Here is an 18,107-nt window from a genome sequence, read left to right as displayed (position 1 = left end):
GTCTTTCTAAGCCGCCTGTTCGGCGGTGAAGTAAAACTTCTTGTCGGAGTGACACCCGAAATGTTTCTAAGCCGCCTGTTCGGCGGTGAAGATGCTTGATCATGATGCGTTGCTACCTGATGATTTCTAAGCCGCCTGTTCGGCGGTGAAGTTGTTTCAACCCTCCACGCCACGGGCAATGGCTTTCTAAGCCGCCTGTTCGGCGGTGAAGCGCTTGTATCATTTTGACTCCTTGACCCTGACTTTCTAAGCCGCCTGTTCGGCGGTGAAGTAAAACTTCTTGTCGGAGTGACACCCGAAATGTTTCTAAGCCGCCTGTTCGGCGGTGAAGATGCTTGATCATGATGCGTTGCTACCTGATGATTTCTAAGCCGCCTGTTCGGCGGTGAAGTTGTTTCAACCCTCCACGCCACGGGCAATGGCTTTCTAAGCCGCCTGTTCGGCGGTGAAGTTTTGTCTTTCTGATGGGTCGATGTCGGCTCATTTCTAAGCCGCCTGTTCGGCGGTGAAGAGGTAAGTTACCTTTCCACTTGCTGGCGTTAATTTCTAAGCCGCCTGTTCGGCGGTGAAGCGTAGCGAGTTTACCGATTTCCGACGGGATCATTTCTAAGCCGCCTGTTCGGCGGTGAAGCCGAAGGGTTGCCTGATTTACCACCTTCTACATTTCTAAGCCGCCTGTTCGGCGGTGAAGATTAAGTGGTGCGATATAGTTAATACATCGAATTTCTAAGCCGCCTGTTCGGCGGTGAAGCTGCCGCCGCCACTGCTCGGAATTCGTGCTCATTTCTAAGCCGCCTGTTCGGCGGTGAAGTTTCAACACGAAAGCGCCCTTTTCGTTCGGCTTTTCTAAGCCGCCTGTTCGGCGGTGAAGCAAACACCAAGTCGACAAAAGAAATAGGTATTTTTCTAAGCCGCCTGTTCGGCGGTGAAGCTTATGTCAGTGGTGAACTTGATGCATATATTTTTCTAAGCCGCCTGTTCGGCGGTGAAGTTTGCATTTAACACCTGAATAACAGCCTGCTCTTTCTAAGCCGCCTGTTCGGCGGTGAAGCGGCGGGAGTACGGGGGGCATAAGCGTGGACGTTTCTAAGCCGCCTGTTCGGCGGTGAAGTCGGCTCGCCTGTTTCGATGGTTGATGATTCGTTTCTAAGCCGCCTGTTCGGCGGTGAAGCAGTAGATAGAGAAACGGTGTTATCTGAGTTTTTTCTAAGCCGCCTGTTCGGCGGTGAAGTTGCAGCATGGCCAACACGCCCAGTCGCCCAATTTCTAAGCCGCCTGTTCGGCGGTGAAGATCCTATCTTTCCCTCTACTGGACACCAGTATTTTCTAAGCCGCCTGTTCGGCGGTGAAGTCGATAATCCAGCGAGATTTAAATACGACAATTTTCTAAGCCGCCTGTTCGGCGGTGAAGTCCTTGATTTTTTCTGGCGTCTCATCAGGAACTTTCTAAGCCGCCTGTTCGGCGGTGAAGTGTAGTCGTCATTTTCCAGTTGGATTACACCATTTCTAAGCCGCCTGTTCGGCGGTGAAGGGGAATGGCATTGGGCCAGTCAGCCGCTTATCTTTCTAAGCCGCCTGTTCGGCGGTGAAGCAGACAAATAGGCGCTAAGCCGTGGGACAGTATTTCTAAGCCGCCTGTTCGGCGGTGAAGTTCGGGCGAGGGCTCAAAGGCCAAGCGCGAGCTTTCTAAGCCGCCTGTTCGGCGGTGAAGACACAGAGTTGATGGAACTCACGTTACCCCACTTTCTAAGCCGCCTGTTCGGCGGTGAAGCTATTTTGGATCTATTGATTCCGCTTGGGACTTTTCTAAGCCGCCTGTTCGGCGGTGAAGTGATCTCGTCCAGATCTGGATCGCCTGTTTCTTTTCTAAGCCGCCTGTTCGGCGGTGAAGGTAGCAATAGCTGCTCCATTAGTTGACACAGTTTTCTAAGCCGCCTGTTCGGCGGTGAAGCAGCAGTCAAAGCCAATCGACAAGCTATTCGTTTTCTAAGCCGCCTGTTCGGCGGTGAAGAGCAGGCAGTGTTCCGGGAGTGTCATCTGATTTTTCTAAGCCGCCTGTTCGGCGGTGAAGAGGACGCTTCCCACAAATCATTAGCATAGTAGTTTCTAAGCCGCCTGTTCGGCGGTGAAGTCTAACATGAGATATGACTCTGTAGAGGACGTTTTCTAAGCCGCCTGTTCGGCGGTGAAGCCTGTAACGAAGTCAACACGGTTGACATACATTTTCTAAGCCGCCTGTTCGGCGGTGAAGTGTTTATCGACATCATAGACGAGGACTGACATTTTCTAAGCCGCCTGTTCGGCGGTGAAGCTATCGTAAGAAACACGTGACAAAGCACACCTTTTCTAAGCCGCCTGTTCGGCGGTGAAGGTAAAGCGTTCGGCATCCTCCTGGATCATGTGTTTCTAAGCCGCCTGTTCGGCGGTGAAGAGATTGGCAGGTCCAGAGCTTAGCCAAGTGCTTTTCTAAGCCGCCTGTTCGGCGGTGAAGTGATTACGCTTCTTAGTTTCTTGACCGGTTTTTTTCTAAGCCGCCTGTTCGGCGGTGAAGTAGAGGAAACTAGCATTAACTATCTGATTGTTAAAGAGCTTTGTGATTTTCTAGTGAAAACACCTTTTTCTAAATGAAAAATGCCAAGCCCCTATTTATAAGGGCTTGGCATTAGCGCAAAAAAAAAGGGTTAAAACCAAGGCAAGGCACTGGTTGCGCTTAATCCGTATTTGGAAAAGTTCGCCACTTCGCCTTTTGATGTCGTTATGGTTTGCTGAATAAACAATGGAAACTGTTGATCTCCTGTTGATTTGCTTTTGATTCTGACAAAAGGCAGCTCCAATTGCTTTTCAACTTCTTGCGGAATTCGTTTCACTGATTCTTCATAGGAAATACCATGGCGTTTCATTGCTCGGCGACGCAATCGGTCGGCATTGCTTTTCACATGAACTCGCTTAACAAGGCAAAACTCATTAGTACTTGGTACTTGCGCTATTTTAGTAACGACAGTGAAATCGCCTAAACCACGTCGCCAAGGCAAGGCTTCAAGCTCTTCTAAACGAGGTTTAGATCCATGCAAACGAAGCTTGTCTCCCAAGCTTTTTTTAGTGGCGCTTGGAAAACTCACGCCGATGTCATTCTGAGAGACTTCCACCAATGCTCGATGCAGTTTGCTAAATAACGCATTCATCAAAACAGGCTGAGTAAACTCTGGGTCATCCAAAATAGTAATGTCCAGGTAATGGTCCATAACCTCTCCTTTACGCGTCAGACTTTCCGCCAAACACACCACCACGAATTAGGTTCGCAATAACGTAATGTTGTTGCTCTGTTTCTGGCGCTTGGCCTTTTTCCATCCATTTATCAAACAAGGTATAAAAGTCATCTTTATTGCTACGGTAGGCTTTACCACGGCTGGTAACTGAGCCAAACGGCTCGGCAGAAATAGGGCCAATCTCTTCAGAGCCTTGATACCAAGTATCTACCGTGCGGATGGCATTGCCGATTTTTTGCGAGTGTAAAGCGGCGGTGCCATCTACGTCATACAAGACTTTACTCTTACGGGAGTTGCCATCTAACACCAGCTCTTGAGATGGGAAGACTTCTTGCCCTTCGCCCAGTTTTACAAAGGCTTCAATTTGGAAATAGGTAAAGGTATCGCTGGTCAGACCTTTTTGAATTTGGTCAGCAAAGGCTTTTAAATCATCACTTTGATAATCAAAGTCTCGAAGCGCTAGGTCGTATCCGTTGAAAACCCACGTCGAGTTACCTTCTTTATTTTTTTGCGTCACACGAATAGAGATGTCTTCCGCACCAACACGGTTACGCCATAGAAAGCGGCCATTAGCAATATTAGAAGCATAACGATGCGCCAACACGGAAAAAGACTGTTCTGTAATGTAAGACTGAATCGTGCTACTCAATACCTCTTGATAGTCTGGGCTGTTACACGCAGAAGGCGTTGGCAAATTACCTAGCACTCGTAATGAAAAAGCTAATTTCAAAGAGTCACAGTCAAATGGCAAAGCTGAAGCATCAACAAGTTGAGGATTAGCATTTGTAATATCTTGGTCTAGTTTAGTTGAACTAGCACCTTTTTTCTGTCGGTTAGAAATAGTACCTCGAACAGCTTTCTCTTTGACTTGAACAGGCTTCCATTCACCGTCTGGCTTAGACCAACTTCCTGCGAACAACAAACCATCTGAATTTGCCAGTTTACGTTCGAACGCCAATACGGATGCGGTTTTTACTGCTGCCATGCTATTTCTCCTCAATGATTTGGTTTGTTACGTTGTTTAGCAAAATCGGTGTTTCTGGTTGATAATCGTTTTTACAAAGGTAAAGTGCGTCGTCTGCTTGGTATTCTTGATGCCAAAAAAGGTGCTTCAAATCGTCTATTCGGTGTGGGCTGATCCATTGACCCAGAGAGTAAATCGATTCAACAAATTGCACAGGACAAGAACGATCTCGCACGTTCCCCACTTGGCCCGCTTCGTACAAATCGGATATTCCCTGATAGCCGACCACAATAGGCTTGAGCCATCCGGTGTAATCCAGTCTATCCACGGTCCATTCGGCTTTATCGCCATTTGGTTTAGAAGACATTTTTCGAGCACTAAAATCTAAAAAGGCATCTAACGGTGCTTTTTGCGTTTTTTCTATGTGGTCTTTCAGGACATCGTCACGGCTGACCAAAGCAAACCCTGGAAGCAGCTTACGTAAGAAAGATTTTCGTGTGGCTGGCTCCCGACTTATTGCGCCAATATCTTTAATGAGTTCAACACTGCCTATGCTCTGCACTGTGCCACCAGCCACTCTTGATGCCGCTAAAGCGTTTTCGATGCATTCTGTAAGTCCGTCCTCAACCGATGGTGGCGTCGAGCCAGATAGTGCAATCAGGAGCGTCACATCCATGCGCATTTTGCCTTCTTCATTAAAAGGCGCAGTACTGCCGTCTTTCGTAAGAGGATTACGTGTCAGCGCAAAATAGTTTTCTCGACTCATGTTGTTACTATGAGACTGCACTTGGCTAGAATGGCAAATCACCGCACAGCCTGTCAGTGTTAATTTATCAGAAACACGGACTTGGACTTTTCGTTGTAAAGCATGGGTTAGACCTAAAAAGCTAGTCATGGCAGGAAAACCCCACGTTAACCCAGCAATGGCATTGGCCCCTTCGACATTAAGATGTCTAATTACGAGTAATTTATCCATTAAAAGGCTCCCTTTACATCGTCTTGCACTAGCCTAAGCTCCTGAGCGGTGAGTACTTTCCACTGCACAAACTCAACATCACCGGTGGCGATATCGGCGTTTTTCTCTAGTTCGGCATTTAAGAAACGAGAAAAATCCGCAGCGACCAAACCTTGCCATTCTTTCTTATCAAATTCGTCTTCAAATTCTTTATCAAACGCTCGTCGATTTGGGTCTAGCCATAGTTTTTGATGCAGCGGCAAATGACAGTCTGGATGGGAAGACCAGCCCGCAGGAAAGGTTCGAACGCCAGCCCCATAAGCGACCAGCTGATCGACAATGCCATCAATACGGCGCGCTCTTTCAGCTCGTATTTCCCAAACACTGCGCTTATTCAAATTGGCGACTAAGAATTTTTTCAAGCCAATAACATGACCATACACCTTGCGAGAAAACGGCCCACGAAAAATGGACTTCACTTTTAACGGTGGTTTTTCTTGGCTTTGCCATGTTGGTGGCGCGCTACTTAACAAAAAAGAACGCCCTCCACGACCAGAGTTAAGCTGGCTGATGTTTTGTGGTTTCGTCCCGCCAAAAGCTTGCACGGCGATATGTGGAAACTCGATCGTGTCAAATTCAGACTCTTTTTCGCTTCGACGCGCAGCCCGCGCCTCTTTCTGCTCTTCTGAGAAGCGCGCATGCTGCACACGCTCAAAAAGCTCTTGAGAAAGCGATGTGGCATAAAGTGGTAGGAGTAGATGATAATCGTCGTCAATCGGCCAATAGAGCTGCTTACCCAACTTGTGGGAGCTTGGGTTTTTGGCGGTCACGGCCAACTTAAAGCCAGCTAGCCAGTCCGCTAATTGCTCTTTGGATTCGGCAAACGACTCAAAAGCTGACATATCGCCTAGCTGGATAAAATTCACCAGCAATTTGCCATCGTTCTGCTCAAGCAAGAGCAACTTGCCAACATCTAACGCGGCCGCATTGCCTACCACATCAATTTTTGGACTTTCTAAAGCTGATGTGGAAATAAATGGCAACCCTGATGAGGACTTTCTCTGAGCAAACAGACTTGTTCCTTTGGCATCAGAATGCGTGAATTTAAGTGCATGAGTAACAAGCTGCAATTGCTTCGCACGCTTTGCTGCATCGCTGAGCCAATTTACTGGCTTAAAGCGATCCTCTTCACTCACTCTCAAGGCCGCCCGTTCCATTTCGTAAGCGGCGACATTTTCTGCCGATGCCGCTTGCACGCCTTTTTGCGTATCTTTATCAAACTTGTCTAACCGATCCTGTTTGCGACTGTCGATGTAATCGCGGATCTTTTCGGATAAATCTGCCACCTCGCCTCCTGCTCTAAATTATAGAAATTATCTAGATAAACACGCTACTAAACTGATCAAACCAATGGAATGACGTTCCACCAAGCACAACAAGCGCGGGGCAAATAACCATTCCAGCTACATCTTCCTGAACACCAAAACGAAAGACCTTTCTTTTCTTTCGCTCGACTTTCTTATTGCCCGTTTTACCGTCGCTTTCTTCTTTACTGACTTCTTCACTCTCAAAATCAAACATATAAAACCACCTTCTAATTACCTAATAAGCAATCAGTATAAGGCAGAAAGAAAAAAATTGGAACCATATAACTATAGGCATTTTAAACTAAATAGCCATATAACTATAATTTGAATTAAAAATCAGTTTACTATAGAATCCACACACTACCTAATCGGTAGCTCAGAAAATATAGCTATACCAGTGCGTATAGACATTTTCATCCACCGCTGAATAAGCGGCTCTACAAACCTTCTAATTAGAAGGTTTGTAGAATCCCAATACATCACTCTGTTGCCACACATCGTTCTCGCCACTTTTTCGTAGCCGAATTGAGCCAAATTGAATCGATGCCTCGCTAAGTTCTTTATTGAGCTCATCTGCCAAAGCAAGCAATGCGCTTTGATAGTCAAACTGTTTCGCCCAGTTATTCACGCCTTTGGCAAAAGTCAGCGCCTGGTCGCGCTGAAAGCTTTGTTTGTCATCGGCTTTTAATTCGCCGTTGTCGTGCCAGCGATGCATAGTGGGTTCGTCGTATTCTTCTTCCAGATAGAAGCAATAGGACTCATCTGGCGTATGACGACGAAATGGCAACTTGCGTTGTAGATGATTCGTCCAATGACAGGGCTTGTCCCACCATAAGCTGGCAAAGGCTTCACCGTTCTCTTTATCTTTTCCCCACAGTTGAGAATGCAGCGCCGCATGCTCTAAATCCACAAAGCGCTTGGTTGGTGCTAACAAATCTCGCTTTTGAATTCGAGGTAAGGCATTGATGGTTTGGTATTCACTTGGCTCTAACAAATCATTTAGCTTATGACTGTCTAGCAGAAACACAGAGCTTTCAAACCCCGGCTTTATATAGGCGGCCTTTTCGTTTTTCATGGCTCGAACATTTTGGTTAAGCAAATGAATATTCGCGGTATCCACGGTCGCATCTGAATGTCGTAACACTCGCCCTGCTAGCTGGATTAAGGAACGAATCGACGAAGGTTCTACGACTGCCCAATCGTACGAATGATCCCTGCCTACTTCAGTTACTGGACTACCAAGCACAACAAAAATATGCTGATCATTTGGCTGAGCTTTCAGCGCAGCACTTACGCCAGGCTGAGTCCAAATGGCGTTTGGATCTTTTCGATTTAATACCGTATCCAGCATGTTCTCGATAGCGGAACGCTGCAATAAGAGAAATTGACTGTGGTAAACACAATAATGAATCTGAATTCCATCTGGGCTTGGTGTGTTCATCAAGGCTTTCGCCACTGCTACCAAAGGATTGATGTTGGCCATTCGCACCAGGCCAAAACTGGCTTTCGCGGGCAAACTAGGGTGCGAATGATGATGAGCATAATGAAGCGCTAAAATACTTTGATGGATGCGATTCGATACAGCTTGAATCACCGTTGAATCGTGGGTCTTGCTATCCATTTCATTGTCACAGTCAACCTTACCGTCACAATCAACCAGCGCCACACGACGCTTGATAGATTGCTCTAGGAGCTTTTCGGCGCGCGTTGCCATGAGTTTTTGATGGTGCTCAGAAAAAACAGTCTGCTCACTGGCTTGAATGGAATCACTGCGAAATTCATCAAACCAAGCACAGACCACATTAGGCGTTTGGCTTGGATTCACACTGACAGCGGCTTCGTAATGTTTGCGGCCAGCAAGATACGCGGCGAATAACGCATTGATCAAATCGGGCGGCAATGTCGCTGATGACAGCAGCACATTCGATCCTAACATGCCTGCCCAATTCACCAATCGACACAAGGCGGGTAAATCTTCTAAGCCGAAGTCATCCGGCTCATCCAGCACTAAATCCGACGTTAGCAAGCGCAGCATGGGCGCTATTTGTTTGCCGCCTCGACTGCCTTCGGTCGATGGCATTAGGTGATCGACGGTGCTCACCAAGACAGGCGCATTCACCAATTTGTTATTTTTTGGGGAGTTTTCTAACCAACGCGATAATGGCCCATCACCTAACATGCCTTCGTAGCTGACGTAGCTGTCTTGGTCACTGAAATCATTGGCAGATTCTGACCCTAACAAGACTTCCTGTTTGCTTTCTTCTTCTAGCACTCGCTTGGTTTTCGCTTGTTCATGTAAATCTTTCACGGCTTTGGAACCAATGAGAACCGCTAAATCTTCGTCGTCGAGTCGCAATAAGTCTTTAAAGGCATCACCGGTTTGTAGAGTTAAGGTACGCAGCCCAAGTGCGACACTAAATCGGCAGCCTTTCCTGTCATCAGCAAGGCCATACATAATACGCGCGTTGGCAAAGGTTTTGCCTTTGCCAGTGGAAGCGACATTCACCCCAAAAAAGCCATGCTGTTTGGCTTTACCTCTAACACTGACCGCTAATTCGTAAGCTTTATTCTGCCAAGCGAAACGGCTGTCTAGCGTACGCTTCTTCAATTCGGGGTGTCGGGTGATAACAGGTAAGGATTCTTTTAACGATGACAAAGACCGTACGATTTGATGGCTATGACGGTACACACCAATTAAATGCTCATCTAAGGTTTGATTGTACTTCCCATTGTCTCGGCTGCCTCGCTCGCGCCATGTGTTGGCGTAGACTTTTTTGTAGCCTTTATCGTCATGCCATGAACTCTTGGGACCAATGGACTTTTGTGAAGAATAATAGTGATCGCCCAACATCAAGCTAAGTCGAGCAAGGTGCAAGGAAAATGGCTGATTCAGCCAGTCTTGCGTATGTAGCTGCGCACGTTTAGCGCCTTGCGTTGCGATACGACCAACACGCTCACGCCAGACTTTACTGCAAAATGGTGTGCCCTTTTCAAAAAACCAAACTGCTGCTATTTCATTAGTTTTCCAATCTTGAGTACGGCATTGCGAGGAGTTCCATTCGGCACAGATATAACCACCATCAATGATACCTTCTGGATATTTCACCAGTTCTACATCTTCGTCAAAAGGCTCTGGCAATTTATGATGAGACAGAATAAGCCATGCCACTGCTTTAGCAACAGGTGGAAGCAAACATAATGGCGAATAGATTTTTGTATCGATTCCATCTTTTTTAAGATTCGCCATCACCTTGCTTTCAATGTCGTCAGGCAAGTTACTTAACAAGGTTAACCATGCCGCGTCTTGCTTACTTTTCTCCACACCTTCAATCGCATGTATCACAAAGGCTTCAAACAATCGTACAGATACCCATTCATGGCGATAAGGTTCGTAAGTTTTTTTCTTTTTACCTGAAAAAGGTTTTAATTTCTCTTGAAAAGCTTTATTGGCTTTACCAAAATCATGAAACAGTGCTGCAATCCCAGCCAACACGCGAATATCTTCTGCGGTTTGCCACGTATTTTCATCGCCTGAACGCAAGATATCTCGACCCGTTACGTTCGTCGGCACACTACCCCATTCGTTAAAACGACGCGGATTACCCACCAGCCATTTCAATTCTGTTCTGTTACGCCCACGAATCCAATGACACGCTACTGACGTATTTCGGCGCGCTGTCTTTTTAAGTAGTTTACGTAAGGTGGCTAAGCCTTGTTCCGTTATGGCGGTTTGCCATGTTCGATCCCCAGTTCGCTCCGCAAACTGATCAATGACGCGACGGGTTTCTTTTAAGGCTTTTTTAGAGCATTGGGAGACGAGAAGGATGTTCATTTCTTTTCCCCAAGCGTTTCACTGATTTGCTTGAGACTGTCGATTATATAATCGAGGGATTCACAGCGACGAATGTTAGTGATACAAGCCTGGCGAAATTCTTGTTCGCTATCGCCATTCATGGCGCTAATAAAGGCTTGTGGCAGGATGATGCCGTCTTTTATCAAATCCGCTGCATCAAACACTAAACCACCACGACGAGTTTTCCCGTGGAGAACAGACAACCCATGAGGCAAACCTAACACCCAAGTGGCTGTGGCACCTAACCCATAGGCAAGATAGTTACCATGATCTAAAAAGCGATTGGCAAGATCGACACCAGCCCCCTGCTTCACGCGTTTAAAGTCGTTATAACCTGTGACGGCACAAATAATCTTATAGAGGGTTTTGGTTAGCCTTGCTTCGGCGAGCATAAGCTCTTGGGTATGGGATACTTTTTCTACTGCTTGGGTAAAACTGTCCAAGGCTTTATTCAGGTCAGCCACACTAATGGCAATATTCGCGTCTTTTAGCGCTGAATTATTAACCCACTGCTGCCTCGTATATTCAATTCGAAGGACTTGAATTTGCTTGGCTGCGGCTAAACGTTTTTCTTCATCAAACCAAAACGACACCCAAGCTTGAAGATACTCTACGGGACGATATTCACTTTGCGGACTAAAAAATGACACCTCGAAATCGACTTCATTAGTGGAAAATAACGGCGCACCACCTCCTCCACAAAAACCAATCAATACGCCCGATTTTGCTAATTCACGCACAGCAGCTTGAGTGATTGACGTTCCATTACCTAGTAACAAGCAGGTTGAATTCGCAATTGGAATATTCCAATAAAGCGACTGCTTCCCCTCATCTGTCACATATTCAACTCGACCATCTTTCACCAAAAGTCGGCAGTATTCTAGGTAATACATATTGGCGCGTTTGGAGTGCAATATGGTTTTCATATCCGATGGTGAGAACTGTTCCATGACTATTCCTTACATCCGTTTTAGCGAGTTCGCTCACTCTGCCTTGGTTCTTCTTATCCGACAATACTGTCATTTTTTACAGGTAAAGAAATTTGACAGGTTATGCTCTAAATCAAGTTAAAAGTCGCTTTATTAGTCGTACATCCAGTTTTTTATGTCGGCGTAATTAACACACACGAGTTGCTGTGCTTGTGGGTTGGCTTCAAGCATTTTGGTTTTTATCTGCAGATCGTCGAGTGTGTATTTAACGAGACAGCCACGAGTCACGATATGGAGCTGGCCATCTTTCATGCCGTAATCATTTTCTAGCACGCGTTTTTGCTTATCATTGAGACGCGAGTCTGGTGCGAGGATTAAAGTGACCTTTGTATTCCAGCCATCATCTTGTTCTTGTGTAAACTCACTCACACCACCGTCGTAGTCTATTTTCTGAAATCGACTTAAAACAAAATCGAGATAACACTGGCGCAATGCGCAATAGGCTCTAACATGCCAACGGTTCGCTGTTTTCACAAAGCAATGGGGGTACAGCAATCGACCTTGTGGGTCACTACTAGAAACGGACAGATATTCACAATCTACGGCGGTTTTTTCCTTTACTGCTTTGAGTAAGGGGCGCATAACAAGCGGCGAGACAAAACGCGGCAACGGTGCGATACGATACTGTGGGCGTTGAACAGGCTTTTCAGGAAAAGTAGGGATATTGCCAAAATTCAGCCATGAGAAGTATTCATCAAGCGTTTGATCTATATAGTGGGGAACAAAGTCTTCTGTAATGCAATAGGATTTGAGGGTCGTATCGTATACCAGTGCATTTGGGAATTTCTCTTGATATTGCTTAAGCAGGTGGCTCACACTTTGACGCGTTAATCCTAATGCATTCATCAGTGGTTTGGTGTTTATTTGGCCTTCCCAAAAAGCAATTAGTTCGAGCATCCAGTAACGCTGCGCTACATCCATAGAATCCATTCCATATACGGCTGATAATAAAACCTCTCAGAAGTGAGTTAAGCGCCACAGGGCACTCACTCTGAGCTTAATAAAATACACTGATTGTCTTTACAGTGCTATGACATGGCGCTAATCAGGCGGCGGTACTCTGGCAATAAACACTTTGTTTGAAATTGTTTTGTTGAGGGCGCGGGCGTGTTTTCTAAGTTTATTTTAATGATCAGGTCTACCGCGCTTTTGGCTTCGAGTTGTATATTGGCATTGTGACTGTGATAGAGGTATTGGTCGCCAAAGAGTTCTGGGTAGACTTGTCTGTTTGGCAGTACGGGAACGCAACCAAGGGACACGGCTTCGAGCACGGCTAAGCCCTGAAATTCATGCAATGCGGTGGACAGCACCATGTCGGCGGTGGCCAAACAGTTGAGGTAGTCTTGGCGGTTTTGTGCGTAACCAAATTGATGAATATACTCTGAAAAGTCTTGCTTAATTTGCTCAAACTCTTTGGGTATTGTCCGAAACTGTTCACCTAAAATCGCTATTTCAAACGGCACATGACGACGCTTTAGCTCCTGAAGAATCGCTAATAAACGATCTGGCCCTTTGTCGTACTCCCATCTTGCGGACCACACTAAACGAACGGGGCCTCCTGCTTGCCTTTTTTGGCGCGACGGCTCTGCTCGCAATTGACTAATAGGCACGGCAAGCACTTTGGCTTTCTCTTCGGTTACATTGAGCCAATCCGGCGATACATAATCCGGCAGCTTTGTTAACAAAGCCCGTGCCCCAGAGAAAAAAGAGTCTTTGTTAAATTGACTGTTAAAAATGCACTGATCTGCCGCCAATGCGCTGTATAAGGTCACCATTTGCATTTCGACTAGACCTTGTTGCTGAGCGCTGGCAGGGTAAGCAAATTGGTTTTCATGAAAATACACGAACCAAGGGATATTTTGTAAATCCGGACAAAACGCCTTCAAACCCACGCAGTCCGTCATTGAAGTGGCAATGATCAAATCATACGGCTTTTCTAATAAAGTCTTAAACTTAGGATCAAACGCAAAACTCATTGCATTACCGCGAATACGCCACGCAAAATGCCGCGCAGGTAATGCCATATAACTCCAGTCATGTTCTGCCAACTGGCTCATTAATGAGTTCGCCCAAGCCTTATGGCTGCTTGCTTCGTAAGCACTAATCAATAAAATTCGCACAAAATCCTCTTCTCATCGAGCCCTACCCGTGCCAATTTCATGTTTGATACTGGCTCATCCTAGTTGGGTCGAATATCATGTCTGTTATTACGGCATTGTCACTTTTTTTATGCTCTTTTCTTTTCATCAGACCCTGACATTAGGAATATCATGATTATTCAAAAACACGATCAAGATCTTAACACGCCAACAGGCACCATGCGTTGCACCGTTTATCGCCCGCAAGCCGAAGGCCGCTTTCCTTGTATTTTCTTCTATTCTGAGATTTTTCAACAGACCGCACCAATAGCACGTTCAGCGGCTATCATGGCAGGTCATGGTTTTGTTGTGGTCGTTCCTGAAGTATTTCATGAGCTAAACCCCATCGGCACCGTATTAGGCTACGACGACGCAGGCAAAGACAAAGGCAATGCAGATAAGTTTACTAAGCCACTAGAAGCGCACGATAGCGATACGGTCGCGATGCTGGACTATTTTGCGCAACAGGCTTATTGCAACGGCCAATTTGGCTCTATGGGCGTTTGTTTGGGAGGTCATCTGGCCTATCGTGCTGCGTTAAATCCGCGCATTCAAGCCAGCTTCTGCCTGTATGCCACAGACATTCACTCGAATACGATTCCATGCAACGAAGGCAATGATTCGTTTACCTTAACCGAGCAGATTCAAGGTGAGCTGGTGATGGTCTGGGGGAAACAAGACCCACATGTGCCGGCTGAGGGTCGTAGTAAAATTTATCAACACCTCTTGGATACAGAGCGCAATTTTACCTGGTATGAAGTAAACGGTCAGCACGCTTTTATGCGCGATGAAGGTGAGCGTTACGACCCAGCACTGGCGTTAGAGTTTTACGCCAAAGCCGTGGCGCTATTTCAGAAAAACCTACACAAAAACTAGTTTGAGTTTCGGCCTATTTAGCTGGCAAGGTTAGCTTACTTCTCACCTTGCCAGCTGGGTGTAAAACCAGTCTAAGTTTCAGACGATTCAGCTTGTAAGCTGAGCTTACTGCTCACCACGCCAGATGGGGGTTAAGCTGCATTCGCCCAATTCACTGGACACCCACATTTCACCATCTTGAATGGTCATATTAAGTTGCATCGAGCGAGCACATAGGGCGGACAGTTTTTGTACTTCCGCTTCGGCAAACTTTAACACTCTAAGGTTATTAAAACGGCTTGTTTTGCCTTTGTTCTGTTCCCACCAAATATCGGATTTATCGTTGTAGTTAACAACAATAACTTGCTGACCTCGGCCGCATGCCTTGCGCAGGCGTTTCTCATCTGGCTGGCCTAGCTCAACCCAAACCAACACTTCATCAGAAAAATTCTTTTGCCATAAATCAGGTTCATCTTCGGTGCTGATGCCCTTGGTAAAACTCAGCTGTTCGTCACCTTCTTTTTCATCGGCCAATAAGCCAAATGCGGCAAGGCGAACCATCATGCGCTCTTCGGTTTCTGACGGGTGTAGCGCAAGGGTAAGATCGTAACTTTGGTAATGATTGCGGTCCATATCGGACACTTGTAAAGAAGCTTTATAAACGGTTGCTTTGATAGCCATGTTGTTGAGTCACTTACTGCGTAAAAGTGTGAAATAATCATCCGCTCGAATAGCGAGGCTCAGATGAAAAATAAGATGGCCGGATTGTACATGAAAAGCCATAAAAAAACGCAGCACTAAGCTGCGTTTTTTAGAGGAACTTGCCAATAACGAAAACAAGTTACTTGTCGGCGCGGCCTGCGAACTTACGCTCTTCGACGTTCACCTTGATCTTGTCACCGGTAGAAATATGTTCAGGCACTTGAATAATAGCCCCTGTTGCTAACTTCGCAGGTTTGTTACGAGAAGTCGCTGATGCGCCTTTAATAGACGGGTCAGTTTCGATCACTTCCAGCTCTACGTTAGTTGGCAGCTCTAATGCGACTGGCGCATCATCAACCAACACAACTTGAATGCCTGTCGTTGCTTCGTTTAGGAACAACAGCTCCTCTTCAATGGATTCTTTGTTTAAGCTGTAAGGTGTGTAGTCTTCATTGTCCATGAAAACGTATTCTTCACCGTCAGCATAAGAAAACATAACGGGACGACGCACTAGGTCTGCAAGACTCATCATTTCAGAATCTTTAAAGGTCTCATCTACTTTGCGTCCGGTTACCACATCGTACATGCGCATGCGGTATAAACTACCACCCGCACGGCCTTGTGGCACAGAGCGTTCAATGTCACGTACGATAAAAGTTTTACCATCGTGTTCGACGGCCATATTCTTTTTAATTTCACTCGCCTTTGGCATTTTTTAGATCCTAAACTGTCATGTTATTAATTCGGTAAGCTTGTATCCTTCTGGCACCTAATACATTACCGACTACGGTGCCATCCCCCTTTGGGGCTTTATATTTTCGCCGCTGATGCTAATTCAGTTCACCACATACTGCCAGCAAAAAATCACCTTATCTGCGCTGATAAAGGGTCAATACTGATTGTATTTTTTAGCACTGCCCTTTACTTTATCCGCCGGATAATGGCGTGCATTTTTCGCTATTTTTTGCTCTGCGGCGGCCATAAGATCAATATTCAGCTTATCGGCCAAGCGCACGGTAAAGAGCAACACATCTGCCAACTCGTCGGTGACCGCTTGCGTTTGAGACGAGTCTAATTGGTAAGAAGCCTCTTCTGTCAGCCAACGGAAACAATCAAGCAATTCGGCGGTCTCACCTGCTAGCGCCATCGACAAGTTTTTCGGCGAATGGAATTGATCCCAATCGCGCTCTTTAGCAAACTCGCGCATGGCGATTTTCAGGATTGCTAACGAATCCATTACTCACCGTCTACTGTCATGTGCTTGCTGTTCAGCACGTGATACACAGGGTAAAGTACATCTGCACCTAAAATTTTGGCCCGTTCTGGAGACCAACCAACGATTTCATCAGGCAGGTTCTGATTGTCTTTAAAAGGCATTTCTAAGGTCAACGCCAAACATTGGTAGGTCTGGCCTACCCATTTGGTTGCTACCGTCAAATTCGCTTCACCAAATTGGTCTGGCTCATAGCCAATTTCCGTCTGAAAATCAGGGCTCACGGCTAAAAACATGTCTTTAAACACGTTTTCCATGGCCTCCATGCGCTCATCAAACGCAGGTATACCTTGGCAGCCATCTACAAAGTTTACTGGTAGTGCTTCGTCACCATGAATATCCAAAAACATATCGACACCCGTTTCGGCCATCTTAGTTTGCACAGCGAGCACTTCTGGACTGAATTCTTTGGTTGGTTTTTTCCACTCACGGTTTAGGTTCACGCCCTTTGAATTAACCCGCAAATTACCATGTACAGCGCCATCTGGGTTCATGTTGGGCACAACGTAAAAGCGGCATTTTTCTAATAGCGCGCGTGACACCGGGTGAGACTCATCAAATAAGCGCTCTAATAAACCTTCTATAAACCATTCTGCCATGGTTTCACCTGGATGCTGACGTGCCGTAATCCAAATGTTTTTCGCCAAACCTTGGGTTTTGCTGATTTCCAGCATAGTAATATCACGGCCTTCTGCGGTTTCACCCAAGTGGTGTGTTATGCAGTCTTCATTGCTGGCAGCCCAAGCAATCATGTCTAAATGACGTTCGAAACTGTATGGCGCAAAATACGCATAGTACACACTGTCTTGCTCCGGCTGATGATGAATAACCAGCTTGCCGTCTACGTATTCGGTAGGTACACGAAACCAATACTCTCGGTCGTAAGAGGCAACGGCTTGGTAATCCACCCAACCATCTGGGTAAGCAGCGTCGTTGGCATTCTCAAACTGAATCACACAACTTTCACCCATACCGCCTTGTAATCGAAAATAAAACCATTGGAGAAATTTAGAGTTTGTATCATGGGGGATTTTTACTCTAATATTGTCCGGCTCCGAGGCTTCAATAACGGAGATGTTACCGCCATCAAACGCACTACTGATCTTGATTCGGCTGGTCATTCTTTATTCCTTAAAAATCAAACATTGGTTCTATTATGGCAAGTTTACCTATATTCATGACGGCTGTCGCCAATTCATCTGACGAGCCCGCCTTTCCTCTTTTATTCACTTGGTCAACGCCTGAGGCACAAGTAAAAGAGGTGTTAGTCATTCCAGATGATGAATGGCTAGAAAACCACAACATCGAGCCAAATGCATTGGATCTTGATGAAAACCAACTTTACGAGTTCGGCTTTGAAGCCAGCGATATTCTGGCAGAGTGGACCAATGAGTTCGACACGGATGTTATCTATGGGCTGGACCCCGATGAGCTGAGCGCTTTAGTCGAAGCCACTTACGAAACTAAAGGGTTGGATCCCAGCTTTGAAGTACTCAGCATTCATTCTTGGTTTGAAGAACGTGATGTGTCACTTACCGATGCGCTGGCGGAACAAGGGCAAACTACGCCGTTACATTTGCTACCACCGGATGAAATCATCATTCAGTTACTTCAAATTGCTGTGGAATATGGCCTTATTGAAGTGGCGGATATTGCACAACCCGATGACGAGTAACAACACCAAGGTTCATAGCGCTGTAAAATGGTGACTATAAGCACAAGAAACTGGTGTTGATAAGCTTTCC

General features: G+C 46.0%; 15 protein-coding genes and 1 CRISPR repeat array. Of the genes, 2 read left to right on the top strand and 13 right to left on the bottom strand.

The genetic code is table 11. The features are described from left to right. Positions 1–3: 3 nt before the first annotated feature. A CRISPR array of direct repeats spans positions 4–2,551; the repeat unit is 28 nt; unit sequence TTTCTAAGCCGCCTGTTCGGCGGTGAAG. A 130-nt stretch (positions 2,552–2,681) separates the two neighbouring features. The 9 genes from cas6f to DFP81_RS10835 all read right to left on the bottom strand — a co-directional run bounded on the left by cas6f (position 2,682) and on the right by DFP81_RS10835 (position 13,514). After that, the gene (gene cas6f / locus DFP81_RS10875) at positions 2,682–3,242 is read right to left on the bottom strand and encodes a type I-F CRISPR-associated endoribonuclease Cas6/Csy4 (protein ID WP_115897806.1); all 561 of its coding nucleotides are present in this window, start codon (positions 3,240–3,242) and stop codon (positions 2,682–2,684) included. 10 nt (positions 3,243–3,252) lie between these two features. Continuing rightward, the gene (csy3, locus tag DFP81_RS10870; protein WP_115897805.1) at positions 3,253–4,251 is read right to left on the bottom strand and encodes a type I-F CRISPR-associated protein Csy3; all 999 of its coding nucleotides are present in this window, start codon (positions 4,249–4,251) and stop codon (positions 3,253–3,255) included. A 1-nt stretch (position 4,252) separates the two neighbouring features. Then, a complete protein-coding gene (gene csy2, locus DFP81_RS10865; RefSeq protein WP_115897804.1) occupies positions 4,253–5,206 on the bottom strand; it encodes a type I-F CRISPR-associated protein Csy2 in 954 nt (317 codons plus the stop codon). Further along, positions 5,206–6,531 (bottom strand): type I-F CRISPR-associated protein Csy1, encoded by a 1,326-nt coding sequence (csy1, locus tag DFP81_RS10860; protein WP_115897803.1) that lies wholly within the window; start codon positions 6,529–6,531, stop codon positions 5,206–5,208. Before csy1 ends, csy2 begins: the two co-directional genes overlap by 1 nt. 31 nt (positions 6,532–6,562) lie before the next feature. Then, on the bottom strand, positions 6,563–6,766 hold the full coding sequence (locus DFP81_RS10855; RefSeq protein WP_115897802.1) for a hypothetical protein: 204 nt from the start codon (positions 6,764–6,766) through the stop codon (positions 6,563–6,565). Positions 6,767–7,000: 234 nt separating this feature from the next. Then, the gene (cas3f, locus tag DFP81_RS10850; protein ID WP_115897801.1) at positions 7,001–10,384 is read right to left on the bottom strand and encodes a type I-F CRISPR-associated helicase Cas3f; all 3,384 of its coding nucleotides are present in this window, start codon (positions 10,382–10,384) and stop codon (positions 7,001–7,003) included. Further along, positions 10,381–11,355: a type I-F CRISPR-associated endonuclease Cas1f gene (gene cas1f, locus DFP81_RS10845; RefSeq protein ID WP_115897800.1), complete on the bottom strand. Its 975-nt coding sequence runs from the start codon at positions 11,353–11,355 to the stop codon at positions 10,381–10,383. The genes cas3f and cas1f overlap by 4 nt, the downstream gene beginning before the upstream one ends. A gap of 132 nt (positions 11,356–11,487) precedes the next feature. Beyond that, positions 11,488–12,315: a BrxR family helix-turn-helix transcriptional regulator gene (locus DFP81_RS10840; protein WP_115897799.1), complete on the bottom strand. Its 828-nt coding sequence runs from the start codon at positions 12,313–12,315 to the stop codon at positions 11,488–11,490. Between the two features lie 107 nt (positions 12,316–12,422). Further along, positions 12,423–13,514, bottom strand: a complete 1,092-nt coding sequence (locus DFP81_RS10835; RefSeq protein ID WP_115897798.1) for a tRNA-queuosine alpha-mannosyltransferase domain-containing protein — start codon at positions 13,512–13,514, stop codon at positions 12,423–12,425. A gap of 150 nt (positions 13,515–13,664) precedes the next feature. Here DFP81_RS10835 and DFP81_RS10830 point away from each other — a divergent pair, with 150 nt between their 5' ends. Next, complete coding sequence (locus tag DFP81_RS10830) at positions 13,665–14,408, top strand: dienelactone hydrolase family protein (RefSeq protein WP_115897797.1); 744 nt, start codon at positions 13,665–13,667, stop codon at positions 14,406–14,408. Between the two features lie 105 nt (positions 14,409–14,513). Here the strand turns inward: DFP81_RS10830 and DFP81_RS10825 are convergent, their stop codons facing one another. From DFP81_RS10825 to DFP81_RS10810, 4 genes are all read right to left on the bottom strand, one after another. Then, positions 14,514–15,068: a YaeQ family protein gene (locus DFP81_RS10825; protein ID WP_115897796.1), complete on the bottom strand. Its 555-nt coding sequence runs from the start codon at positions 15,066–15,068 to the stop codon at positions 14,514–14,516. A gap of 160 nt (positions 15,069–15,228) precedes the next feature. Further along, positions 15,229–15,801, bottom strand: a complete 573-nt coding sequence (gene efpL, locus DFP81_RS10820; protein ID WP_115897795.1) for an elongation factor P-like protein EfpL — start codon at positions 15,799–15,801, stop codon at positions 15,229–15,231. A 177-nt stretch (positions 15,802–15,978) separates the two neighbouring features. Continuing rightward, entirely contained in the window at positions 15,979–16,326 is a 348-nt protein-coding gene (locus tag DFP81_RS10815; RefSeq protein ID WP_115897794.1) for a nucleotide pyrophosphohydrolase, read from the bottom strand. After that, positions 16,326–17,483, bottom strand: a complete 1,158-nt coding sequence (locus DFP81_RS10810) for a M14 family metallopeptidase (protein ID WP_181903080.1) — start codon at positions 17,481–17,483, stop codon at positions 16,326–16,328. Before DFP81_RS10810 ends, DFP81_RS10815 begins: the two co-directional genes overlap by 1 nt. A 35-nt stretch (positions 17,484–17,518) precedes the next feature. Here DFP81_RS10810 and DFP81_RS10805 point away from each other — a divergent pair, with 35 nt between their 5' ends. Next, entirely contained in the window at positions 17,519–18,037 is a 519-nt protein-coding gene (locus DFP81_RS10805) for a hypothetical protein (protein ID WP_115897793.1), read from the top strand. Positions 18,038–18,107 lie beyond the last annotated feature (70 nt).

The organism is Marinomonas pollencensis (assembly GCF_003387375.1).
In the GTDB taxonomy this organism is placed as follows: Bacteria; Pseudomonadota; Gammaproteobacteria; order Pseudomonadales; family Marinomonadaceae; genus Marinomonas; species Marinomonas pollencensis.
The sequence above is the reverse complement of the archived record's forward strand: the minus strand, read 5'-3'. Positions and strand labels throughout refer to the sequence as shown.

Coding starts and splice junctions, on each gene's coding strand:
- csy2 (WP_115897804.1), bottom strand. CDS start 5,206: ATGGATAAATTACTCGTAATTAGACATCTTAATGTCGAAGGGGCCAAT.
- cas1f (WP_115897800.1), bottom strand. CDS start 11,355: ATGGAACAGTTCTCACCATCGGATATGAAAACCATATTGCACTCCAAA.
- DFP81_RS10815 (WP_115897794.1), bottom strand. CDS start 16,326: ATGGATTCGTTAGCAATCCTGAAAATCGCCATGCGCGAGTTTGCTAAA.
- cas3f (WP_115897801.1), bottom strand. CDS start 10,384: ATGAACATCCTTCTCGTCTCCCAATGCTCTAAAAAAGCCTTAAAAGAA.
- DFP81_RS10825 (WP_115897796.1), bottom strand. CDS start 15,068: ATGGCTATCAAAGCAACCGTTTATAAAGCTTCTTTACAAGTGTCCGAT.
- cas6f (WP_115897806.1), bottom strand. CDS start 3,242: ATGGACCATTACCTGGACATTACTATTTTGGATGACCCAGAGTTTACT.
- DFP81_RS10830 (WP_115897797.1), top strand. CDS start 13,665: ATGATTATTCAAAAACACGATCAAGATCTTAACACGCCAACAGGCACC.
- csy3 (WP_115897805.1), bottom strand. CDS start 4,251: ATGGCAGCAGTAAAAACCGCATCCGTATTGGCGTTCGAACGTAAACTG.
- DFP81_RS10805 (WP_115897793.1), top strand. CDS start 17,519: ATGGCAAGTTTACCTATATTCATGACGGCTGTCGCCAATTCATCTGAC.
- DFP81_RS10855 (WP_115897802.1), bottom strand. CDS start 6,766: ATGTTTGATTTTGAGAGTGAAGAAGTCAGTAAAGAAGAAAGCGACGGT.
- DFP81_RS10810 (WP_181903080.1), bottom strand. CDS start 17,483: ATGACCAGCCGAATCAAGATCAGTAGTGCGTTTGATGGCGGTAACATC.
- DFP81_RS10840 (WP_115897799.1), bottom strand. CDS start 12,315: ATGGATGTAGCGCAGCGTTACTGGATGCTCGAACTAATTGCTTTTTGG.
- efpL (WP_115897795.1), bottom strand. CDS start 15,801: ATGCCAAAGGCGAGTGAAATTAAAAAGAATATGGCCGTCGAACACGAT.